Consider the following 23,327-nt stretch of genomic DNA (forward strand, 5'->3'; position numbering starts at 1 on the left):
ACCGGATGCCGGGCGAGAATTTTCCTGGCGATAGGATCGTCAGCTTGGTCGATGAGCTCGAAGGGCTGATCGAGGAAGCCAAGCCGCCTTTCGGCAAGAACGCTCAGTTCAAGGTCATCGACGCCGACGTGTTCTTCAACATCCTCGACGAGATCCGCATGAGCTATCCCGAGGAGTGGCAGAAGTCCCGCCGTATCCTTAAGGAGCGCGAGGAGCTTATGGCTTCCGCCGCCGCTCAGGCCGATTCCATCATCGCCGACGCTCAGCAGCAGGCCCTCACCATTGCCGGTGAGCAGGAGATCGTCCGCTTAGCCCAGCAGCAGGCCGACGACATCCGCGATCGTGCCCAGCAGTACGAGCGCGAGACGCGTTATGCTGCCGAGGACTACGCAGAGCAGGTCTTTACGCACCTGGAGGAGAACCTCAAGAGCCTGACCGGCACCGTTACCCGTTGCCGTCAGCAGCTCAACGAGGGTGCCGCCCAGCAGAATGGTCAGTGGTAATGGCTGAGTTCCCGAGCGTTACCGTCGATCTTTCCGAGCAGCTCGAGTTTCCTGGTGATTCGTATCCGCTGACCGGTAAGGTCGACGTCGCCACCTACATGGTGGGCGAGAAGGAGTATCAGCTACAGGACGGCATCGACTACGACGTTGTCTTTACCAATGCCGGTACCGGTGTCTTGCTCACGGGCATGGTTCGCGCGCACGCCACCGGCGAGTGCGACCGTTGTCTGGAGCCCGCCTCGTTTGATATCGCCGGCGAGATCGAGGAGTTCTACCTCTTCGAGGAGCCCGAGGATCCCGAGGCCTACGAGGACGGCTACGAGCTCCTGGGTGAGGACCGCATCGTCGATTTGGGTGAGCCCATCAACGACGCGGTCGTCATGGACACGCCGTTTGTGGTGCTCTGCAAGCCCGATTGCCGCGGTCTGTGCCCCACTTGCGGTTGTAATCTCAACGTCGAGCAATGCGATTGCGCCGCCCAGGCAGAGGCAGAATGGGCCGCTGCCACGGAAAATCCATTTGCAGCATTGAAGAATCTCAAGCTCGATGAGTAAAACTGTGGTAGTATCGCTACTTGCGCGTAATCGCCACACTGGATAGTTCATAAGGAAGGTCACTATGCCCGTACCTAAACAAAAGCAGGGTCGTATCCGCACTCACACCCGTCGTTCCGCCAACATGAAGATTTCGGCTGCGGCTCAGTCCACGTGCCCCCGTTGCGGCGCTGTCAAGCTTCCGCACCACGTGTGCCCCAGCTGCGGTTTCTACAAGGACCGCGAGGTTATCGTTACCGAGTAACGGTATACTCTGGATGCGATGCCGTTCCAAATGGAACCACAATGGCCGGCTCAATGAGTCGGCCATTTTTGTATAAGGAGCATGTATATGAGTAACGTTCGCGTTTGTGTAGACGTTGTGGGCGGAGACGAGAAACCTCAGGTTGTTCTCGATGGTATCGAGGCTGCGCTTGCCGCCGATCCCGATATCGAGGTCTTGGCAGCTGGCCCCGCTGAAATCGTCAATCCCTTTGCTGCTTCCCATGCACGTGTTGAGGCTCTTGAGGCACCCGACGTTATCGCCATGGATGACGATCCCATTCGCGCCGTGATGACCAAGCGTAAATCGTCGATCGTGCTGTCGTGCCGTGCCATCAAGAAGGGAAATGCGGACGCGTTCTTCTCCGCCGGCTCGACCGGCGCCATGACAGCTGCCGCGACCGCCTACGTCACACCGTTTAGATATATGGCCGAAGGCAAGAAGCAGCCGGTGCGTCCCTGTCTAACCAATGCGTTGCCCAATCGCGCCGGCGGTTTGACGGTGCTGTGCGATATGGGCGCCAACCCCGATGTCGAGGTCGATGACATGGTGCGTTTTGCCCAGATGGGTAGCGCCTATGCCCGCGTCGTCCTGGGCATCGAGCATCCCCGCGTGGGCCTGCTTGCCAATGGCACCGAGGACGAGAAGGGTTCCAACTTTACCAAGGCCTGCTTCCCGGCTATGAAAGCCGCCGTTCCCGGCTTTGTGGGCAACTGCGAAGGCACCGACCTCACCTCGGGCAATTTCGATGTCGTCGTTGCCGATGGCATGTCGGGCAATATTGCGCTCAAGGCCACCGAGGGCGCTGCCAAGTTTTTGCTGCAGGAACTCAAGGGTGCCTTTATGGCCTCGCTCGGCACCAAGATCGCCGCGCTGCTCATCAAAAAGCAGATGCGCGAGATTAAGACCAAGCTGTCTGGTGATGCCAAGGGCGGCGCGATTCTTTTGGGCCTGCGTGGCGTGGTCCTGATCGGTCACGGTGCCACCTCGGTCGAGGCCGTCAAAAACGGTACGCTCGCGGCGGCTGAAGCCGTGCGCGCCGGGCTGGTCGAGAATGTCGCCAACTCTATGGACGGTATCGTTTTGTAAGAGCGAGTTAGAGCGCTGTTATGTGCCTCGCGGCCTGCTTCGTGGGGTAGAATCAGAACCGTGTCTTGGTACCGCCTGGGCGGTACCATTCTTTTGGTATTCATGCACTATGAGAGGAAGCGCTATGGACCGCTCCGAAATCTTCGACAAGATCGCCGAGGTCGCTGCTGACGTTCTGGGCGTCGATGTTGCCGAAATTAGCGATGAGACCACCTTTGACGACCTCGATGCCAACTCGCTCGAGCGCCTGCAACTGGTTACGGCTATCGAGGACGAGTTCAATCTCGAGATCGATGACGAGACCCTGCTCTCGCTCAACTCTGTCGCCGACGCCGTCGACGCGATCGAAAACGCCAGGGAGGCTTAGGTCTTGGCTTTATCCGAACGACTTACGCGCGCCCAGGAGATTCTGGGCCACGAGTTCAATGACAAGGTGCTGCTGCGCGCGGCCCTTACGCATCCTTCGGCCGTCGAGGGCCAGCCGGTTTCTGCCAGCTATGAGCGTCTTGAGTTTTTGGGCGATTCCATTTTGGGCGCCGTCGTCGCCCGTTCGCTCTTTGAGTCCTATCCCGAGTTTGACGAGGGCAAGCTCACGCGCCTGAAGGTGTCGCTTGTCTCGGGCGCTACGCTATCCGAGGTGTCGCATGAGCTGGGCATCGACGACATCATCATCTTTGGTGCCTCCGAGACCGGTACCGGCGCGCGCGGCCTGCACTCGGCGCTCGAGAACGTCTACGAGTCGCTCGTGGGTGCGCTGTACCTGGATGCCGGCTGGGATGTTGCGGCGGACTTTATCCATCGTACGCTCAAACCGCACCTGGCCTCCGAGCGTGCCGAGCACCCCGCGAACCCCAAATCGTTCTTGCAGGAGTGCGTGCAAGCCGACGGTCACGAACCCCCGGCGTATAAGCTCGTTGGCTCCGAGGGCCCGGCGCATGCGCCCACCTTTACCGCCGTGGTGTTGATCGATGGTATTCGCCAGGGTCGCGGCTCCGGCTCCTCAAAGAAGGAAGCCGAGGGAGCCGCTGCACTTGAGGCACTTGACCGCATGGGCTACACCACCAACGGCGTGATTCTCAACAAGAAGCCTGTTTAAGCGAGGAACCGTGTATCTCAAGTCCCTCACGCTCAAAGGGTTCAAGTCGTTTGCCGACCGTGCCCATATGACGTTTGAGCCGGGCCTGACCGTCATCGTCGGTCCCAACGGCTCGGGAAAATCGAACATCTCTGACTCGATTCTGTGGGTCCTGGGCGAGCAGAGCGCCAAGCAGCTGCGCGGCCAGGCCATGGAGGATGTCATCTTCTCGGGCTCGTCAGCGCGCAAGCCGGTGGGTGTCGCCGAGGTCACGCTGGTGCTCGATAACTCGGACCATATGCTGCCCGTCGACTTTGACGAGGTCGCCATCACCCGTCGTATGTATCGCTCGGGCGAAAGCGAGTACCTCATCAACTCGAGTCCGTGCCGCCTGATGGACATTCAGGACATCCTGCACGATTCGGGCTTGGGCAAGGATACGCATTCCATCATCAGCCAGGGCAAGCTCGACGCCATTTTGCAGAGCCGCCCCGAGGAGCGCCGTGCCCTCATCGAGGAGGCCGCCGGCATCTCCAAGCACAAGCGCCGCAAGGAGCGTGCGCTCAAAAAGATTAAGTCGATGGACGAGCACCTGACGCGTGCCCGCGACATCAATAAGGAAATCGCCCGTCAGCTGCGACCGCTGGAGCGTCAGGTCGATCGTGCGCGCAAGTACAAAGAGCTGTCCTCGCGCGCGAACGAGCTTACGCAGATGCTAGCCGTCGACGAGCTGCGTTCGCTGCAGTCGCAGTGGAACGACTTGGAGAGCCGCTCCAAGGAAGGTGCCGCCGAGCTGGAGCTTGCGCAGTACCGCTTGGGCGAAAAGGAACGCGAGCTCGAGAAGCTCCAGGTCATGCTCGAGGAAAAGGGCCTGTTTGTGGGCGATCTGGGCGAGCAGCGCCGCCATATGCAAGACGTGGTCGGCCGCATTAACTCCGATATGCGCCTGCTCGAGGAAAAGGGCCACAACATGGTGTCGCGCCTGTCCGACATGCGCGGCCAGATCTCGAGCTCCGAGCATCAGCGTCGTCGCGTGGTAGAGGAGCTCGAGGACGCGCGTGCGCAGCTTGAGGAAGTGACCGGCGCGCACATGCAGGCCCAGGAGGACGTTGACGCCGCCGGACCTGCCGCCGCCGAGCTCCACGAGCGGCGCGTGACGCTCGACAATCAGATTTCGCAGCTTACGCGTGAGCAACGCGATGTGCAGCGTGTGGCCGATAACGCGGCGCTTGAACTCGCCAAGGTGAAGGACTCGCTGAGCAACGCCGAGGTCGAGGACAACATGTATGCCTCGCGCCTGGAGCAGATTGATGAACAGCTCGAGGAGGTTACAGCATCGCTTGATAGCCGTCGCGACCGTGCTGAGGAGCTTGAGAGTGCCCTTGAGGCGGCTCGTCAGGCCCAGAACGATGCGCGCGAGGCCACCGAGACGGCACGCGCTGCCCTCAAGGACCTGCGTAATCGCGAGAGCGAAGCGCGCAACAAGCTGTCCGAGGTTCGCTCGGAGCTTGCCAGCCAAAAGAAGCTCGATGCCCGCATGGCAGACAGCTCGCCGCTGGTGAGCCGTCTGGTGGGCGCGCTGGGCGACGATGTCTCAGGCCGTCTGGGCGACGTGCTCGAGGCTCCTCGTGAGCTTGAGGGCCTGGTCGAGCAGCTGCTTGCCGGCGATATCGATGCCCTACTGTTTGATGACGCCGCTACGCTTGAGCGTGCCGGTCGTGCTGCTCTGGACCAAAAGAAGGCCTCGGGCGAGGCACTGCTGATGGCGCGCGGCGTGAGTGGCTCTGCTGCCGCCGAGGGCGCTGCCGGTACGCGTCTGGTCGATCGTCTGTCCGTGCGCTCCGGTTATGGCCCGGTTGTCGAGGCCCTTCTCGGCGGCTATTACGTGGTCGATGACTTGGCTGCCGCGTTGGCTGCCCCTGTCGTTGACGGTGTGACTTACGTGACCCCCGATGGCGCCCGCGTCGCCTGCGGCGGCCTGGTGCGTGTGGGCCTCGATGCTGGCGAGGCGTCGGGTGCCTTGGAGCGCAAGCGTCGCATTCGCGAGCTGGAGGGCCTGGAGCCCGATCTAGCTGCTGTGTTTGAGTATGCTTCGGACCAAGTCGTTGAGGCTAACGCCGCCGTCGAGGAGGCACGTGCCGCCGAGGGCGATGCCGCCGGCGAGATCGCCCGTCTTGAGGGCGAGCGCCGCTCGCTGCTCTCCGAGATTGGCCGCCTGGAGCAAAGCGCCTACAACGCCGAGGTCGAGCGCGTGCGCATCTCCAAGCGCCGCGAGCAGGCCGCCGAGGCCGTTCGCGCTGCGCGCCCGCGCGTTGACGAACTCACCCGTTCGCGCGACGAGGCCCGCGCGCAGGCAGGCGACCTGGGTCTCCAGATTGCCGAAGCCAACGACGAGCTCGATCGCGTGCGTCGTGACGATTCCGAGGCAGCCGGCAAGCTCGCCGATGCCAAGGTCCGCCTGGCTCAGACGAGCGAGCGTCTGCGTTCGCTGAAGGGCCGTGTGCCCGACTTGGAGCATCGACTCGAGGGCATCGACCGCCGTATCCGCGGAACACGCCAGGCCTCGCGCTCACTCGAGCTGCTGCGCCTGCGTGTCGACCCCATGCACGAGCGCTATTCGGCCCTGCTGGATCGCGCATCGGATTGGGCCGCGCGTCTGCGTGATCAGGCTTCGCTCGAGGAGGCGGACTCGGCCTCGCTCAAGAAGACCATCGAAGACGCCAAGGCCGAGGTCTCCCGCGCCAAGGAGCGGGTCGATGCCGCCACGGCGACGCAAAACGAGTTCAAGGTTTCCCGCGGCAAGCTCGAGGTGCAGGTGGAGGCGGCCATCAAGGCCATTACCGCCGATGGCACTACGGTGCTCGAGGAAGCGCTCATGCTTCCTGCTCCCACCGACCGCGACGCCGCCGAGCGCGAGCTCAACCAGCTCGTGCGCCAGATTAACAACCTGGGCCCTGTGAACCAGGTTGCCATGGAGGAGTACGAGCAGCTCAAGCGCCGCGCCGATTACATCGAGGAGCAGCTGGCCGATCTGGAGAGCGCGCGCAAGGCGCTCACCAAGATCACAGTGGCCATTGATCGCAAGATGCGCAAGGCGTTTCTGGTGACGTTTGAGAAGGTCGATGCGAACTTCCGTGAGATCTTCGCCATGCTGTTCCCGGGTGGCCAGGCTCATCTTGAGATGACCGATCCCGAGCATCCTGCCGAGACGGGCATTGAGGTTGTGGCGCAGCCGCGCGGCAAGCGCATTACTAAGATGATGCTCATGTCGGGTGGCGAGAAGAGTCTGACGGCGCTCGCCCTGCTCTTTGCCGTGTACCGCACGCGCACGGTGCCGTTCTATGTGCTGGACGAGGTCGAGGCGGCGCTTGATGACGCCAACCTGTCCAAGCTCATCGGAGCCCTCGATGTGCTGCGTTCCGATACACAGCTCTTGGTCATTTCGCATCAGCGCCGTACTATGGAGGACGCTGACGTTCTCTATGGCGTCTCGATGCAAGCCGACGGCGTCAGCCGCGTCGTCTCGCAAAAACTCGATCGCGAAACCGGAAAGGTCGTGAATGCATAATGGGATTCTTTGACGCTCTCTCGCGCGGACTTGAGCGCAGCCGCGAGGCCCTCAACGAGGTCTTCTACTTTGGTGGCGAGGTCGACGAGGACTTTTGGGAGGACCTTGAGGACACCCTCGTCATGGGTGACATGGGTGCCGAGGTCGCTATTCAGGTCTCCGATGACCTGCGCGATGCTGCTGCCAAGAAGAACCTTAAGACCGCCCCGCAGCTTCGCCGCGCTCTGGCCGAGCAGCTTGAGGGCCATTTTGTGCCTGTTGAGCGTGATCCGTTTTCCGATACGCCGAGCTGCGTGCTGTTTGTGGGCATCAACGGCGCCGGCAAGACCACAACGGTCGGCAAGATTGCGAGCGCCATGGCTGCCCGCGGCAAGAACGTGGTGATCGGTTCTGCCGATACCTTCCGCGCCGCCGCCATCGAGCAGCTCGATGTGTGGGGTCAGCGCGCCGGCGTCCCCGTCATCAAGCGCGATCGCGGTTCCGACCCGGCGAGCGTGTGCTACGACGTGCTCGATGAGGCCGATAAGCGCGGCAGCGACCTGGTGCTGATCGACACCGCCGGTCGTCTGCACACAAGCCCCGAACTCATGCGCGAGCTTGCCAAGGTGGTTAACGTGACGCGTAAGCGCGCCGCCAATATGGCCGCCGGCCCCATGCCCGTCTCGGTCGTGCTCGTGATCGATGCCGCCACCGGCCAGAACGGTCTGAACCAGGCGCTCGAGTTTAACGAGGCGCTGGGCCTGGACGGTATTATCATGACCAAGCTCGACGGCACGGCAAAAGGCGGTATCGCCATGGCCGTGGCTGAGAAGCTCAAGCTCCCGATCCTGCGCATTGGCGTGGGCGAGCAGGTCGATGACCTGCAGGAGTTCAATGCCAAAGATTTCTGCCGCGCCCTGGTGGGCGAGTCCAATTAAGGAGTAACCAGTGTTTGATTCTCTGAGCGATCGCCTCAACGACACATTTGACCGCCTGCGCGGCAAGGGTAAGCTGACCGAGGCCGATATCACCTCGGCCATGCGCGACATTCGCATGGCGCTGCTCGAGGCCGACGTTAACTTTAAGGTCGTCAAGGAGTTCGTTGCTAAGACCAAGGAGCGCTGCATGACCGCCGAGGTCATGGAGTCGCTGTCGCCGGCGCAAAACGTCGTCAAGATCGTGCTCGACGAGCTCACCGAGATGCTTGGCTCAACCGAGAGCAAGCTCGTTTTTAGCAACCGCATTCCTAATGTCATCATGCTCGTGGGCCTGCAGGGCTCCGGTAAGACCACGGCTGCCGTAAAGCTTGCCTACCTGCTCAAGAAGCAGGGCCGCTCGCCGCTGCTCGCCGCGTGCGACGTCTACCGTCCCGCTGCTGCCGACCAGCTTGCCACGCTCGGTGGCGAGATCGGCGTGCCGGTCTTCCGCGGTGACGGCGAGCACCCGGTCGACATCGCCAAGGGCGCCATCCAGGAGGCCGTCGACCACCTGCGTGACGTGGTCATCGTCGATACCGCCGGCCGCCTGCAGATCGACGAGCAGATGATGCAGGAGGCCGTCGACATCAAGAAGGCCGTCAAGCCCGACCAGGTGCTGATGGTCGTCGACGCCATGACCGGCCAGGATATCGTCAACGTGGTCTCGACGTTTGCCGAGCGTACCGACTTTGATGGTGTGATTATCTCCAAGCTCGACGGTGACGCCCGTGGCGGTGGCGCGCTTTCGGTGCGTCAGGTGACCGGCAAGCCCATCAAGTTTGTGAGCATGGGCGAGAAACCCGATTCGCTTGAGCCGTTCTATCCCGATCGCATGGCCAAGCGAATCTTGGGCATGGGCGACGTTGTCGGCATCATCGAGAAGGCCCAGGAGGCCGCCGATGCCGAACAGCTCGAGGCTGCCGAGCGCATGCTGCGCGAGGGCTTTACCATGAATGACATGCTCGACCAGATGAAAGCCGTCAAAAAGATGGGCGGCATGAAGGGTATCCTGGGCATGCTCCCCGGTGGCCAGCGCGCGCTCAACCAGATGGGCGGTAACCTGGACGAGGGCATCTTCGACAAGAACGAGGCCATCATCATGTCGATGACCAAGGAGGAGCGTCTGCGTCCCTCCATCATCAACGGCCAGCGTCGCGCGCGTATCGCCAAGGGCGCCGGTGTGACCCCCACCGAGGTCAATAGCCTTATGAAGCAGTGGGGCGAGATGAACAAGATGATGGGCCGCATGCGCACGATGGCCAATCAGGCACAGGCCGGCGGCAAGAAGGGCAAAAAGGGCAAGAAAGGCAAGAAGATGCGCATGCCCAATATCCCTGGGCTGGACGCTATGGGTCTGGGCGGCATGGGCGGCCTGGGTACGGGCGGTCCCAAGTCTGATATGGAGCTGCTGCGCCAGATGGAAGCGCAGATGCGCAATAAGAAATAGGGCTGTAATTCCAGCTTGATATGGCAAAGGCCACTCGGAAGCTACCGGGTGGCCTTTGTTGTTGGCTTTGATAGTTGGGCTGCGTTCAGCGTCGCGCCCCGAGCTCGCGGTGCCGTGCCGTTAGTGGCAGCCGCAGCCCTCGTGGCCCTCGGGCTCGTGATGGCCGTGGCAGCTGCGGGACTCGCCATGTTCGTGGGCGTGGTCGTGGTCATGGCCGTGGCAGCTGCACGTGGCCTCGCCGTTTTGTGCGAGCGTTCCGGCGATAAGGGCCTCGACACAAGCGTCGCAGCTGCCCTGAGCTCCTGCGTACACCGTGATGCCGGCTTGGGCAAGCGCGTTGATAGCGCCACCGCCGATGCCGCCGCAGATGAGCGTGTCCACGCCACCGTTGGCGAGCAGGCCCGCAAGGGCACCGTGACCGGTGCCGTCGGTGCCCACGACCTGCTCGTTGAGTACCTTGCCATCCTGAATGTCGTAGATCTTGAACTGCTCGCTGCGGCCAAAGTGCATAAAGATGTTGCCGTTGTCGTACGTGGTTGCCACCCTCATGGTGTCGACCTCCTTTGCTGGCCATACGGCCGTTGCCGTGGTAATGGGGGAGTACGCGATATTGCCGCCTTCGATGATGAGCGCCCGACCATTGACCAACGCGTTTGCCACCTTGCGATGCGCGCGGCTGCAAATAGCCGCCACCGTGGCGCGCGCGATACCCATCTGCTTTGCGACTGCCTCTTGGTTAAGGCCTTCCAGGTCGCACAGGCGCAGCGCCTCGAGTTCGTCGACCGTCATGTCGATGGCGTCTCCGCTGGCTAGGCCGTCAGGGGTAAAGCCGCGGTATTCGGGGATGATCCCGACGCGGCGCAGTTTCTCGCGTCTTCCTGCCATACGTGCTCCTTATCTGACATATGTCAACAATAGAATAGCGAACGCGCAGATTTACGCAAGGAATTTCTGGCATATGCCAGAAAATGAAGGCATATGTTTGGGCTGTGGGGCCGCATGTGCCTGGGATACAATGAATCTCGCTTTTAGGCGACTGACAGGAGGGTCAATGAGCAAGGCTGATCAACAGTTTGTAACCATGTGCCGCGATATTCTGGACCATGGCACCACCACCGAGGGCCAAAAGGTCCGCCCGGTGTGGGAGGATGGCACCCCTGCCTATACCATTAAAATCTTTGGTGTCACGGCACGCTATGACCTGCGCGAGGAGTTTCCGGCGCTTACCTTGCGTCGTACGGCCCTCAAATCTGCCATGGATGAGATCCTATGGATCTATCAAAAGAAGTCCAATAACGTGCATGACCTCAACAGCCATATTTGGGACGAGTGGGCCGACGAGACTGGCTCCATCGGCAAGGCCTACGGGTATCAGATTGGGCAGAAGAGCCATTATGCCGAGGGCGACTTTGACCAGATGGATCGCGTGCTGTACGACCTTAAGAACACGCCGTACAGCCGCCGCATTATGACGAACACCTATGTGTTTAGCGACCTGTCCGAGATGCACCTGTATCCGTGTGCCTACAGCGTGACGTATAACGTGACGCAGCGTCCGCAGGATGATAAACCGACGCTCAACATGATTCTCAACCAGCGCAGCCAGGATATTTTGGCTGCGAACAACTGGAATGTGTGCCAGTACGCCATTTTGCTGATGATGGTCGCGCAGTCGGTCGATATGATCGCTGGCGAGCTGCTGCATGTGATTGCCGATGCCCACATTTACGACCGTCATGTCGATATCGTTCGCGAGCTTATTGAGCGTCCGCAGTTTGCTGCGCCCAAGGTAACGCTCAACCCCGATGTGCATGACTTCTATGCGTTTACGACCGATGATTTGATCGTCGAGGGCTATGAGCACGGCCCTCAGGTCAAGAACATCCCCATTGCGGTGTAGGTGACGCGCATGAGGTGTAAGCTTTCTGCCATTGTTGCCGTGTGTGACGATTGGGGCATTGGGTGCGAGGGTGACATGGTCGTGTCCAATCGCGCCGACATGCGCCATTTTGTGGCGTGTACCAAAGGTTGCCCGGTCATTATGGGACGCAAGACGCTGCTGAGTTTTCCCGGCGGACGTCCGCTCAAGAACCGCCGCAATATCGTGCTCACGCGCGATGAGGACTTTGCTCCCGAGGGCGTCGACGTGGTGCATAGTATCGACGAGGCGCTTGCCGCGGTTGCCGATGAACCCGTTGCGTGGGTGATTGGCGGCGGCGAGGTATATCGACAGTTTTTGCCGTATTGCGTGGAGGCCGAGGTTACGCATAACCATTGCGTGCATGACGTGGATACGTACTTTCCCGATTTGGATGCCGATCCCGCGTGGGAGATTGCGCGGCGTGACGGTGTTGCCACGATTGCCTCGGGCGAGGGAGACGAGGGTGTCGATTATGAGTTCGTGACGTATCGTCGCGTTGAGGCGTAAATCGTCTGGCGTGAACGGTATCATCGGGTTGTTTGAATGCATGGGGCGGCGCTTAGCGTCGCCTCGTTTGGTATAGATGTGCTGTAAAGAAGGGTGCGGGCTGGCTGCTATGACTGATGCCGTTGAGGTGCTGCGAATCGATTCTCTCGAGGACGAGCGGCTCGATGCCTACGTGCGACTGACCGAGCGTGAGCTTCGCTGCGTGCTGGAGCCGCAGAAGGGCATTTTTATCGCCGAGAGTGCCAAGGTCATCGAGCGTACGGTTCGCGCCGGATACCAGCCGGTGAGCTTTCTTTTGGGCGAGCGCTGGCTCGACCAGATGATGCCGCTGTTTGAGCGCCTGATTGTGCGCGAGGGCGCGGGTCCGGTTCCTGTGTTCGTTGCCTCCATGGAGCTTATGGAGCAGCTGACGGGCTTCAATGTGACGCGCGGTGCGCTCGCGGCATTCCGTCGTCCACGTCAGATTCCGGTAGCCGAGTTCTTGGGTGGCGTCGTCGATGCGGCGGGGGAGCGCCCGGTGCGCGTGTGCGTGCTCGAGGGCATTGTCGACCACACAAACGTCGGCGCGATTTTCCGCTCGGCGGCTGCGCTGAACGTCGATGGCATTTTGGTGAGCCCTACGTGCTGCGATCCGCTGTACCGTCGCTCGGCCCGCGTGAGCATGGGCACGGTGTTCCAGGTGCCCTGGACACGCATTGGCAGCGAAGCGCGCGTATGGCCGCATGATGGGCTGGCGGCGCTACACGATGCCGGCTTTTCGTGTGCCGCTATGGCGTTGACGGATGATTCGGTGTCGCTGGACGATCCCGCGCTCCAGGAGATTGACCGCCTGGCAATCTTTATGGGCACCGAGGGTGCTGGCTTGGGCGCCAAGACCATTGCAGGCTGCGACCGCGCCGTGCGTATTCCGATGGCACATGGGGTCGATTCACTCAACGTGGCCGCGGCAAGCGCTGTTGCCTTTTGGCAGCTGTGCCCGCATGTGAGCAACGAGTACCACTACCAGCCGGGGCTGTATCACTAGGCAGATAGTTAGCACCGGGCTCTGGTTCGGGGCGTTTCGGCCGACGTCGGTCGGTGCTAAGCTGGTATTGGCTTTGGTCTTAAATTGCCGTTTTGTTGTTTGACGTATGCTGGTGGGGAGGGCGTGTGGCTAAGAAATCTACGGCTATCGATGTAACGCAGGGTGTCATTTGGCAACAGCTGCTGTCGCTGTGCGTCCCTATCTTCTTTAGCTCGTTTTTTCAGCAGGCTTACACGCTTATTGGTACGTATATCGTCGGCCAGTTTGGCGGCAAGCTCGCGCTGGGTGGCATTCAAGCCACGATGGTGCTCACCGAGCTCTGCATTGGCTTTTGCGTTGGCGTTGGCGCTGGCTGCGCGGTCATTACCGGTCAGTATTTTGGTCAGCACGATGATGAGCGATTGAGTCGTTCGGTCCATACGGCCATGACGCTCGCGCTGGCGGGCGGTATTGTCATTTCCATTCTCGGCATGGTGTTTGTCGAGCCGATGCTTGTGCTGATGAATACACCGCATGAGCTGCTGGCCGAGGGTGTGGCGTATGCCCGTTGCTACTTTGCCGCCATGTTTGCAGCGCTGCTGCTCAATATGGGGACGGCGCTGTTGCGCGCCGTGGGCGACACGCGTGGTCCGGCGGTCATTATTGCCTCCGGCTGCTTCGTCAATGTGGCATTCGACATTCTTTTTGTCGCCGTGCTGCACATGGAAGCGCTGGGCTGTGGCATCGCGGTGGCGCTGACTATCTGCACCAATGCCACGATGATTTTGATTCGCATGATGCACGCTCCGGGGGCGTGGCGCTTGTCGCTATCCAAGCTCGGTATCGATCGCGGCATTTGCAAGAGCATGCTTTCGTGCGGTTTGCCGCTGGGCGTTCAGTCTGCGGCGTATTCCATCTCCAACGTTTTGATTCAGGTGTCGGTCAACTCATTTGGAGCCGATGTCACGACCGCTTGGGGTCTTTCCGGTCGCCTGGACGGCATTATCTGGATGGTGACCGAGGCGCTCGGCGTGTCGATCACCACGTTCTCGGCGCAGAACTTTGGCGCGCGCAATTACGATCGCATGCGAAAGGGATACCACACGTCGCTCGTGCTTTCATTTGTGCTTATTGGCGGCCTGTCTGCCGTGCTGCTGGTGTTCTCGGGCCCGCTTTCGCGTCTGTTTATCGACGATGCCGCGATTTCGGCCTACACCACGACGATTCTTCATTTCATCGCGCCGTTCTACGCGATCTTCTCGATTATCGAAAACGCGTCCGGCTCCATCCGTGGCGCCGGCGTGAGCTTCCAGCCTATGATGCTCACGATCTTCGGCACGGTCGTGCTCCGCGTGGCGTGGGTGTTCGCGATTATGCCGCTCGACCCCTCGCTCGAGCATCTGCTGCTGGTCTACCCCGTAACCTGGCTCATCACGGCCACGATGTTCACCATCTACCACCACAGCGGCAACTGGCTCGGCCGCGCCACCGCCTAGTCATTGGGGACGTTCTTAAACGACTAGTATTCGATGCCTTGGCGGGCTAGGAGGCCTTCGTCGAAGTAGTGTTTGACGGGGCGCATTTCGGTGACCAGATCCGCAAGATCGGCGAGGGGGAGCAGGCCGCGGCCGGTGAGTACGAGCTCTGTTGTGGCAGGCTTTGTCGCAATGAGCGCCTCGACATCCTCGCGCGTCACAAAACCGCGGCGCATCGCCTCGCCGAGTTCGTCCAGAATGAGCACATCGACCTGAGAGATTTGTTCGCGTGCCAGCTCCATGATCTGCGCGGCGCACGTCTCGGGCGTGTCACGGTCGGCCTGCACGATACGCAGTCCCAGGCGCGGCGCGGCATCGTGCTCGGCGCAGTGTAGCTTCTTTGCAAACTGCAGCATAAGCACGTTGAGTCCAAATCCCGTGGCGCGCATAGCGAGCCCCAGCGCGGCCGTGGTCTTGCCCTTGCCGTCGCCCGTATAGATTTGAACCTTGCCGACTTCCAGTGATGCCATCTCTATCCTTTCGTGCCCGGCGTCGGTTTATCGCCGTCCCGGTTGGGTATTCTAGATAGCATTATCAACCCCAGTAGATGGAGTTCAAGCAGATGGAGATGGATGACAACAAACGTAGACGGAATATGATCCTCTACGTGCTCATCGCCTTCGTCGTCTACCTCGTGCTCTCGACCGTTCTGTTCCCCAACATCGGTCACACGCAGCAGATTACGAAGACCGATTACTCGACGTTTGTCAAAGCGCTCGATAAGAAGAGTGTCGACAAGGTCGAGTACAACACGGACGATTACACGATTTATTACACCAAGAAGGGCGAGGACGAGAACATCGCCTACAAGACGACCGGCGTGCCGAATGACGCGGGCTTTACCGATCGCGTGCTTGAGTCCGGTGCTTCGCTTGAGTCGGTCGTTCCCGATAAGAACTCGGGTCTGATGACCTACTACCTGCTCACCCTCATTCTTCCCATGGCGATTTTCTTCCTGATCGGCTGGTGGCTCAACCGCCGCATGAAGAAAGCCATGGGTGATGACGGTCCGTCGATGAACTTTGGCGGCGGTGGTTTTGGCGGCGGTGGACTGGGCAAGTCCGGCGCGCGCGTGATCGCCTCCAAGGACGTGGGCGTGACCTTTAAGGACGTCGCCGGCCAGGAAGAGGCCAAGGAGTCCCTCAAGGAGGTCGTCGACTTTCTGGAGAAGCCGCAGCGCTACGAGGAGATCGGCGCTAAGCTGCCGCGCGGCGCTCTCCTTGTTGGCCCTCCGGGTACCGGTAAGACCCTGCTCGCCAAGGCTGTTGCCGGTGAGGCGGGCGTTCCGTTCTTTAGCATTTCGGGTTCTGAGTTCGTCGAGATGTTCGTCGGCCGCGGTGCCGCCAAGGTGCGCGACCTGTTTAAGCAGGCCAAGGAAAAGGCCCCGTGCATCGTCTTTATCGACGAGATCGATACCATCGGCAAAAAGCGTGACGGCGGCGGCTTTAGCGGCAACGACGAGCGCGAGCAGACGCTCAACCAGCTGCTGACCGAGATGGACGGATTCGATAACCACAAGGGTATCGTCGTCCTCGCTGCGACCAACCGTCCCGACAGCCTTGATCCGGCCCTGCTGCGCCCCGGCCGCTTCGACCGCCGCATCCCCGTTGAGTTGCCCGATCTGACCGGCCGTAAGAACATCCTCGAGCTTCACGCCAAGAGTGTGAAGACCCAGCCGCCGATCGATCTGACCGCGATCGCCCGCGCCACGCCCGGTGCCTCGGGCGCCGACCTGGCCAACATCATCAACGAGGGCGCCCTGCGCGCCGTTCGCGAGGGTCGCAAGCGTGCAACCCAGGACGACTTCGAGGAGTCGGTGGAGGTCGTCATCGCTGGCCAGCAGCGCAAGTCCACGGTGCTGTCCGATCACGAGAAGCAGGTCGTTTCTTACCACGAGATCGGCCACGCCATCGTTGCCGCTCGCCAGAAGGGCTCCGCGCCGGTCACCAAGATTACCATCGTGCCGCGTACGAGTGGCGCTCTGGGCTACACCATGCAGGTCGAGGAGGACGAGCGCTTCTTGACCACGCGCCAGGAGGTGCTCGACAAGCTCGCCGTTTACTGCGGCGGACGTGCTGCCGAGGAGCTCATCTTTGGTGAGATGACGACTGGCGCGGCCAATGATATCGAGCAGGCCACCAAGCTCGCCCGCAACATGGTGACGCGCTTTGGTATGTCGGAAGAGTTTGGCATGATGGCGCTCGGTACCGTACAGAATGCCTACCTCAACCAGGACACGTCGCTCACCTGCGCCCCCGGTACGGCCGAGCGCGTCGACGCGATCGTCGCCAAGCTGATTGAGGATGCGCACGACCGCGCCCTGCAGATCCTCAAGGAGAACAAGTTTAAGCTCCATGAGCTGGCTCGTTATCTGTACAAGAAGGAGACGATCACGGGCGAGGAGTTCATGAATCTCCTCACGCGCGAGAATCCACTGATGCCAAAGCAGCAGTAAAGCCGCGGCCGAGCCAGTAAACGCCGACGCCCCATTTGAGCAGCTTTCTCAAATGGGGCGTTTTGCTTGAGAGGGATGGAAATGAAGATCGTGGTAAGCGCCTGTTTGATGGGCGAGAGCTGCAAGTATAACGGGCTCGACAATTACCACCGCGCGTTGGTCGAGGCTTGCGAGCGTACGGGGTCCGAGGTCTTGTTGGTGTGCCCCGAGGTCTTTGGCGGCCTTCCCACGCCGCGCAAGCCATCCGAGATTGCGAACGGCGAGGTCCGCACCTGCGAGGGCGTCTCGGTCGATCGCGAGTTTCGTCTGGGCGCCCAACGTGCGCTCGATATGTGCGAGCAGGCGGGCGGCCCGTCCGAGATCGCTGCGTGCGTCTTGCAGGACCGTAGCCCCTCGTGCGGTGCGGGTCGCGTCTACGATGGCACCTTTAGCGGTACGCTCACCGCGGGTAACGGCGTTTTCGTTGACTTGCTCCTGCGCCACGGGTACCGTGTGATCCCAGCGAGTGAATTCGACCTCAGCATGCTGGAACATTGTCCATAGCACTCGAACCCAACACTTCCTCACGGGTGACCGTTTTGGCATCATCCGTGAAGTTGATTTTGAGTACGACCCGGTCATCAAAGACGTAGACCGAGTTGACAGGCGCCGTACCCAGGCAGCCCCTCCCCGCGGCTCCCGCGCGGGAACGCGTACGCGGCCCTCCCGTCTCTTGCGCCCCTCCTGCCCCAAACCCTGCTAGGAACGAGTGCAGCAAACTGGTATTTTCAAATTAGTCTTTGCAAATTACCTTTGAACCTTCACCATCAATTACAATTCCCTGACAGTTGTTAATTGGGCATAGATTCAAATCCGAAAACTCAGTCATTATTTTCTCGGTAGCTTTCTTAAATGGTGCTGTAAGATAATGCGGAACTATATAGAAATCAATCAAATCAAGCCCTGCATCATCTTCCTGTGAGTAGTCCTCCGGCTTTTCATCCATTTGCTCGATATATTGGATGCTTGGAGCGCATACAATCGCACCTGCCGATTCACCAATCATCAGTTTTCCCTTTGCCAATTCTTTCTTCAACAGCTCATCCGTTCCCGTTTTACGGAGCTGGTCTAAAAGGAAAAAAGAATTTCCGCCGGTAAAATAGATCACATCCGTATCTTCAAAAACAGACTGTATTGTTGAATAAGCCTCCGTTGAAATATCAATTTCAGTTACGATTGCTCCCAACTTTTTGAATAATTTTCGAGCCGAGCCGACATAACCGGTGTAGCCTTCACGCAGCGAAGCTGTTGGAATAAATGCGACTTTTTTATTTTCAATTTCTTCCTTTATCAGACTTCCTACACTTGAAAAGTGAGAACATAAAAACAGTTTCATCAATATTCTCCTTTATATATAAATTCTTATTTGTTGAACTAAGCCGTGTATACCATACTCTCCAATGAAAGAACGCCCTGATATAGCGAAATTTTGCCGTTTTCCTGCGTACGTGCGTACACACTCCACAGGAATTCTAAGGGGCCTGCCCCCTTGGCACACGGACTTTGGAACAAAGTCTAGTGTGTTACGCCTTGCCAGAGGTGTACAGGCTCCCGGTATGCACGTACGAAGCAATTGCCATCAATGTGCCATATAAGTGGCGATCAAGTTCGCATAAAGCGACCTTGATCCCGCAAAATAAAAGGCAGGATACCATCACCACGATGATACCCTGCCTCTGTTCGTTCCTGTTTACCGTTCCGAGTAGTCCTTCCGCAGAATTTCCGATAAACAAAAAACGTACCCGAACCCTTTCTCGTAAAGAATCGGGTTCGAGTACGAACTGAATGCTGGAGCAATAAAAAACCACCAGAAAGGTGCCTGTCCCCTTTGTGGTGGTTTTGGGCCAGTCCTAGAGCGTGTGGCCGTAGGTGTTGGCAGCCTTGATGGCGGTGGCGAACTTTTCGTCGGTGAAGGGCTCGGGGTTTCCCTGCTTCCACTCGTTGGTGGCGTGCGCATACTCGCACAGGGCGGGGATATCGGACTCGGAAAGCCCGACATGCTCAAGCGTCACGGGCAGCCCCATCTCCTTGTTAAAGGCTGCGTAGCGCTCAAGGTTCTCGGTATCGCCCGTGTAGGCAAACAGCACCAGCACGCCCAGGCTCACGACCTCGCCATGCAGGTAGGTGCCCTCGCGCGGAATGCTGCAGGTGGCGTTGTAGAACGCATGCGCCACGCTCGAGTTGTAGTAGTAATCGTTTTGGTTGGTCAGGTTGGAGACGTAGCCCGTGTTGACCACGATATCGAGCGCGATCTGCTTGACGGCTTCGGTCGACAGGTTCTGGCGAACGTCCTCTAGACCCTGCACGCCATAGGTAAACAGCGGCTCGGAGCAGGTGTGGGCGAGTGCCAGGCCAAGTCCGGCGGTGTGCTCCAGGTTGCCGGCGCTCGTGGCGTACTCGACCTCGGGCTGCTTGGACAGGGCATCGCCCACGCCCGCCCAGAAGTACTCCGCCGGAGCCTCGGCGATGATCTTGGGGTTGATGAAGATGTGCGCGGGGCGGTTTGGGTACGAATAGCCCTCGAGCGAGCCGTCGTCGTTGTAGACAACGGCAATGGCGGTCGCGGCCGAGCAGTTGGAGCAGATCGTCGGTACCGTAAAGACGATCTTCTTGAGCTCGATGGCCGCTGTCTTGACGGTGTCGAGCGCCTTGCCGCCGCCGCATGCGATAAGAACGTCGGCTTCTTGGCAGGCAGGGGAGTTCACAACCTTGGCGATATTGGCGCGCGTACTGTTGGTGCCGTAGACGCGCGTCTCCAGAATCTCGACGTCGGTGCCCTCCAGCGCCGCTTCGATACCGGGAAGCGCCGCTGCCAGTGCTCGTTTACCACCGATAATCGCGACCTTGGTCGCTCCGTACTCGTCCAGTGCGCCGGGCAGCTCGTCAAAGCAGTCCTCGCCGACGGTGTAGTCGCTCATTCCAATCGTGCGCATAGCAGCCTTCTTTCGTTAGATAAAGTGCTTTCAGGTATTTTGCTCCAAGAGAAGGCTCACTGCCGCGAGAAATTTCGAACGTATAAAACCAGTGTTGAGGGTTTTTTGCCGGCGTTGACCGTGTTACCATACACGCATAAGCGTTGATGGGGACGAGTAGTCGGCCATCCGCATGCTACAGAGAGCGGGGAGCGCTGAGAACCCGTGCATGCGACCGATGAAAATCACCCCGGAGCTGCGGTCCCAACGGACGTGCCGCGCAGGTTCGTCTTAGTAGACATCGCCGAGATGGTCGTCGATACAGACCAGCCGAGTAACGGATGCGAGCGCGCGAATACGCGGGCGAGGGCATCTAAGCTGGGTGGTTAAGCGAAGAGCTTTTGCGGGCGTGCAGCCCGTTTGTGGCGCTTCGTCCCAGCTTGTAGGGACGGGCGCTTTTTTGGTGCCCAGAGGGCGTGCGCGCCCATGACAAGAAAGGGGTACCGTGGCAAACGAGTACAAGCAGACGATGAATCTGCCTAAAACCGGATTTCCCATGCGTGCCGGTCTTTCCAATTCCGAGCCCAAGCGACTCAAGGACTGGCAGGACAACAAGGTCTACGAGCAGGTTCTGAAGAAGAACGAGGGTCACAAGAAGTTCGTGCTGCACGACGGTCCTCCGTACGCCAACGGCCCGATCCACATCGGCCATGCCATGAACAAGATCTCCAAGGACATGATCAACCGTTACTGGATGATGCAGGGCTATGAGGTTCCCTATGTCCCCGGTTGGGACTGCCACGGTCAGCCGATTGAGCACAAGGTCGAGGAGAAGCTCGGCACCGAGAAGTTCAACCAGACCTCCACGGCTAAGATCCGTGAGCTCTGCAACAAGTTCGCTGTCGAGAACATCGAGCTGCAGAAGGCCGGCTTCCGTCGTCTGGGTGTGCTCGGCGACTGGGACAATCCCTACCTGACGCTCTATCACCAGCACGATGCCGCCGACATCGAGGTCTTTAAGGCCATGTTCGATAAGGGTATGATCTATCGCGGCCACAAGCCGGTTCACTGGTGCAAGCACTGCCACACCGCGCTGGCCGAGGCCGAGATTGAGTACTCCGACGAGACGAGCCCGTCCATCTTCGTGCGCTTTGAGATGACTTCCAAGCCCGCCGGCCTCGAGGACTTCGACGGCCCGGTCGACTTCATCATCTGGACGACCACGCCGTGGACCATCCCCTCCGACCAGGCCGTTTCCCTTAAGCCCGGCGCCGCCTATGTCGCCGTTGAGCACGAGGGCCGTGCCGAGGTCATGCTCGAGGACCTGGCTCCCAAGTGCTGCGAGGAGTTTGGCTGGGAGTACACCCCGGTTATGGTCGACGGCAAGCCCTATGTGGTTCCCGCCGAGACCTTCCACCACATCCACTACAAGCAGCCGATCTTTGACGGCGTTGAGGGCGTGGCGCTGCTGGCCGATTACGTCGGTGTCGATGACGGTACCGGTATCGTCCACAACTCGCCCGGCCACGGCGTCGACGACTACTTTGCCTGCCTCAAGGAGGGCATCACCGACATCTGCATGCCGGTCGACGACGACGGCAAGTTCTACACCGGTGAGGAGTTTGGCACCGGTGGCCCCTTCAGCGGTATGGATACCGACGAGGCCAACCCTCACATTATCGAGTTCCTACGCGAGCGCGGCACCCTGGTCCTCGAGAAGAAGATCACGCACAGCTATCCGCACTGCTGGCGCTGCAAGCACCCGGTGCTCTTCCGTGCTACCGACCAGTGGTTCGTCTCGATGGACAAGACCGGCTTGCGCGAGCAGGCTGGCAAAGAGGTCCGCGAGAACGTCAAGTGGTATCCGGCCCACGCCGCCAACCGCATTGGCGCCATGGTCGAGCAGCGTCCCGACTGGTGCATCAGCCGTCAGCGCAACTGGGGTGTGCCTATCCCCAGCTACACCTGCGCCGACTGCGGCGAGAAGGTCATGAACGACGCCACGCTCGACGCCGTTATCAAGCTCTTCCACGAGAAGGGCTCCGACGCCTGGTTTACCGATGCTCCTGAGAGCTATCTGGGCGAGGCCTGCGTCTGCCCCAAGTGCGGCGGCCATCACCTCAAGGCTGATAAGGACATCCTTGACGTGTGGTGGGACTCCGGCGTGTCTTGGAAGGCCGTCTGTGAGTACCGTCCCGAGCTGGAGTACCCGGCGGACGTCTACCTCGAGGGCTCTGACCAGCACCGCGGTTGGTTCCAGAGCTCGCTGCTCACCTCGGTGGGCGCCAACGGCCACGCTCCGTACAAGGCGGTCGTCTCGCAGGGCTTCACCCTCGACGGCCAGGGCCGTAAGATGTCTAAGTCACTCGGCAACGTCATCGACCCCAACAAGGTCTGCGACGAGATGGGTGCCGACATCATCCGTCTGTGGGTCGCCTCCGTCGATACCAGCTCCGACGTCTCCATCGACCACGAGATTCTCGCTCGTACGTCCGATGCCTACCGTCGTTTCCGCAACACGCTGCGCTTCCTGCTCTCCGAGCTCGAGGGTCAGTTTGAGCCCGAGACCGACGGCGTCGCCTTTGCCGACCTGCTGCCGCTCGACAAGCTCATGGTCGCCCGCCTGACCCAGGTCCAGGCCGAGGTCGACGATGCCTACGCCAGCTACGAGTTCCCGCGCGCCTACCGTGCGCTTTACGACTTTGTGGTTACCGAGCTCTCCAACGTGTATCTCGACGCCCTGAAGGACCGTCTGTACTGCGAGAAGCCCGGTTCGCTCGAGCGTCGCAGCGCCCAAACCGTGCTGGCCGAGCTCTTCTCGATGCTCATGCGCGACCTGCAGCCGATCCTGTCTTACACCGTCGACGAGGCCATGGCCTATGCGCCCGCCGGCTGCGTCGACCACCAGAAGTACGCCGCGCTGCTCGATTGGTACAAGTCGCCCATCACGGTCGACGAGGCCAACGAGTTTGAGGGCGTGCTCGAGGCTTCGCTCGAGCTCCGTAGCGTCGTGACCAAGGCCCTTGAGGATGCCCGCTCCGCCGGCACCTTCACCAAGAGCCAGCAGGTCCGCGTCAAGGCGGTCGTTCCTGCCGAAATGTATGCGCTGCTGACCGGCGACAAGGCCGTCGACCTGGCCGAGTTCTACATCGTCTCCGATGTTGAGCTTACCCAGGGCGAGGAGCTTTCTGTTGCCATCGATGCTGCCGAGGGCGAGTGCTGCGACCGTTGCTGGAACTACCGCACCACCGTCGGCGAGTACAACGGCCACGCTCACATTTGCAAGCGCTGCGCGAATGCCCTTTAAGGCACGGTAACTCGGCATTTTAGTTATAGGGAGAATTTAGGCGCCTTCGGCCCATTTGCTCCGCTGAAGAAAAGCGACATTCCGTTATCCGGAATGCCGCTTTCTTTTATGCTGGTTATTTATCTGACGTTAGCGAATGTGTCGTGCGCTCTGCGTGTGGCAATATAAGATGGTTATTTGCGTTAAACGGAATT

The 23,327-nt window shown here is 60.0% G+C and carries 20 protein-coding genes; 16 read left to right on the forward strand and 4 right to left on the reverse strand.

Annotation, left to right across the window (positions count from 1 at the left end; all coding sequences use genetic code 11):
- The first annotated feature begins 5 nt into the window (after positions 1-5).
- From DXA43_RS02500 to ffh, 9 genes are all read left to right on the forward strand, one after another.
- Positions 6-503: an ATPase gene (locus tag DXA43_RS02500; protein WP_040358176.1), complete on the forward strand. Its 498-nt coding sequence runs from the start codon at positions 6-8 to the stop codon at positions 501-503.
- Positions 503-1,057: a DUF177 domain-containing protein gene (locus DXA43_RS02505; protein ID WP_117564150.1), complete on the forward strand. Its 555-nt coding sequence runs from the start codon at positions 503-505 to the stop codon at positions 1,055-1,057. The genes DXA43_RS02500 and DXA43_RS02505 overlap by 1 nt, the downstream gene beginning before the upstream one ends.
- A 64-nt stretch (positions 1,058-1,121) precedes the next feature.
- On the forward strand, positions 1,122-1,301 hold the full coding sequence (gene rpmF / locus DXA43_RS02510) for a 50S ribosomal protein L32 (RefSeq protein ID WP_022094017.1): 180 nt from the start codon (positions 1,122-1,124) through the stop codon (positions 1,299-1,301).
- Between the two features lie 87 nt (positions 1,302-1,388).
- Complete coding sequence (plsX, locus tag DXA43_RS02515) at positions 1,389-2,408, forward strand: phosphate acyltransferase PlsX (RefSeq protein WP_117806160.1); 1,020 nt, start codon at positions 1,389-1,391, stop codon at positions 2,406-2,408.
- Between the two features lie 124 nt (positions 2,409-2,532).
- Positions 2,533-2,775, forward strand: coding sequence for an acyl carrier protein (locus DXA43_RS02520; protein WP_055309519.1), 243 nt, complete (start codon positions 2,533-2,535; stop codon positions 2,773-2,775).
- A gap of 3 nt (positions 2,776-2,778) precedes the next feature.
- Positions 2,779-3,504 carry a ribonuclease III gene (rnc, locus tag DXA43_RS02525; RefSeq protein ID WP_117806161.1) on the forward strand — a complete coding sequence of 242 codons (726 nt, stop codon included), beginning with the start codon at positions 2,779-2,781 and terminating at the stop codon, positions 3,502-3,504.
- Positions 3,505-3,514: 10 nt separating this feature from the next.
- Positions 3,515-7,051, forward strand: a complete 3,537-nt coding sequence (smc, locus tag DXA43_RS02530) for a chromosome segregation protein SMC (protein WP_117806162.1) — start codon at positions 3,515-3,517, stop codon at positions 7,049-7,051.
- Positions 7,051-7,968, forward strand: a complete 918-nt coding sequence (gene ftsY / locus DXA43_RS02535) for a signal recognition particle-docking protein FtsY (RefSeq protein WP_117564147.1) — start codon at positions 7,051-7,053, stop codon at positions 7,966-7,968. The genes smc and ftsY overlap by 1 nt, the downstream gene beginning before the upstream one ends.
- 10 nt (positions 7,969-7,978) lie before the next feature.
- Positions 7,979-9,454, forward strand: coding sequence for a signal recognition particle protein (gene ffh / locus DXA43_RS02540; protein WP_055251122.1), 1,476 nt, complete (start codon positions 7,979-7,981; stop codon positions 9,452-9,454).
- Between the two features lie 120 nt (positions 9,455-9,574).
- Here the strand turns inward: ffh and DXA43_RS02545 are convergent, their stop codons facing one another.
- On the reverse strand, positions 9,575-10,339 hold the full coding sequence (locus DXA43_RS02545) for a DUF134 domain-containing protein (RefSeq protein ID WP_117806163.1): 765 nt from the start codon (positions 10,337-10,339) through the stop codon (positions 9,575-9,577).
- A 166-nt stretch (positions 10,340-10,505) separates the two neighbouring features.
- On the opposite strand from DXA43_RS02545, the gene thyA reads away from it, so the two are divergent.
- The 4 genes from thyA to DXA43_RS02565 all read left to right on the forward strand — a co-directional run bounded on the left by thyA (position 10,506) and on the right by DXA43_RS02565 (position 14,381).
- On the forward strand, positions 10,506-11,354 hold the full coding sequence (thyA, locus tag DXA43_RS02550) for a thymidylate synthase (protein ID WP_117806164.1): 849 nt from the start codon (positions 10,506-10,508) through the stop codon (positions 11,352-11,354).
- A 9-nt stretch (positions 11,355-11,363) separates the two neighbouring features.
- A complete protein-coding gene (locus tag DXA43_RS02555; RefSeq protein WP_117635132.1) occupies positions 11,364-11,882 on the forward strand; it encodes a dihydrofolate reductase in 519 nt (172 codons plus the stop codon).
- A gap of 109 nt (positions 11,883-11,991) precedes the next feature.
- Complete coding sequence (locus DXA43_RS02560) at positions 11,992-12,906, forward strand: RNA methyltransferase (RefSeq protein WP_117806165.1); 915 nt, start codon at positions 11,992-11,994, stop codon at positions 12,904-12,906.
- Positions 12,907-13,031: 125 nt separating this feature from the next.
- Entirely contained in the window at positions 13,032-14,381 is a 1,350-nt protein-coding gene (locus tag DXA43_RS02565) for an MATE family efflux transporter (protein WP_117806166.1), read from the forward strand.
- A gap of 23 nt (positions 14,382-14,404) precedes the next feature.
- Here DXA43_RS02565 and DXA43_RS02570 read toward each other — a convergent pair whose 3' ends face one another.
- Positions 14,405-14,890, reverse strand: a complete 486-nt coding sequence (locus tag DXA43_RS02570) for a cob(I)yrinic acid a,c-diamide adenosyltransferase (protein ID WP_117806167.1) — start codon at positions 14,888-14,890, stop codon at positions 14,405-14,407.
- A 92-nt stretch (positions 14,891-14,982) separates the two neighbouring features.
- Between DXA43_RS02570 and ftsH the strand changes: the two genes are divergently transcribed.
- Both ftsH and DXA43_RS02580 read left to right on the forward strand, forming a co-directional pair.
- A complete protein-coding gene (gene ftsH / locus DXA43_RS02575; RefSeq protein ID WP_195363938.1) occupies positions 14,983-16,875 on the forward strand; it encodes an ATP-dependent zinc metalloprotease FtsH in 1,893 nt (630 codons plus the stop codon).
- An 81-nt stretch (positions 16,876-16,956) separates the two neighbouring features.
- Positions 16,957-17,418: a DUF523 domain-containing protein gene (locus DXA43_RS02580; RefSeq protein ID WP_117806169.1), complete on the forward strand. Its 462-nt coding sequence runs from the start codon at positions 16,957-16,959 to the stop codon at positions 17,416-17,418.
- Positions 17,419-17,647: 229 nt separating this feature from the next.
- On the opposite strand, the gene DXA43_RS02590 is transcribed toward DXA43_RS02580, so the two are convergent.
- The gene (locus tag DXA43_RS02590) at positions 17,648-18,250 is read right to left on the reverse strand and encodes a Type 1 glutamine amidotransferase-like domain-containing protein (RefSeq protein WP_117806171.1); all 603 of its coding nucleotides are present in this window, start codon (positions 18,248-18,250) and stop codon (positions 17,648-17,650) included.
- 514 nt (positions 18,251-18,764) lie between these two features.
- Positions 18,765-19,847: an iron-containing alcohol dehydrogenase family protein gene (locus DXA43_RS02595; protein WP_117806172.1), complete on the reverse strand. Its 1,083-nt coding sequence runs from the start codon at positions 19,845-19,847 to the stop codon at positions 18,765-18,767.
- Positions 19,848-20,355: 508 nt separating this feature from the next.
- On the opposite strand from DXA43_RS02595, the gene ileS reads away from it, so the two are divergent.
- Positions 20,356-23,133 (forward strand): isoleucine--tRNA ligase, encoded by a 2,778-nt coding sequence (ileS, locus tag DXA43_RS02600; RefSeq protein WP_370448003.1) that lies wholly within the window; start codon positions 20,356-20,358, stop codon positions 23,131-23,133.
- Positions 23,134-23,327 lie beyond the last annotated feature (194 nt).

Source organism: Collinsella sp. OF02-10, assembly GCF_003463445.1.
Taxonomy (GTDB): domain Bacteria; phylum Actinomycetota; class Coriobacteriia; order Coriobacteriales; family Coriobacteriaceae; genus Collinsella.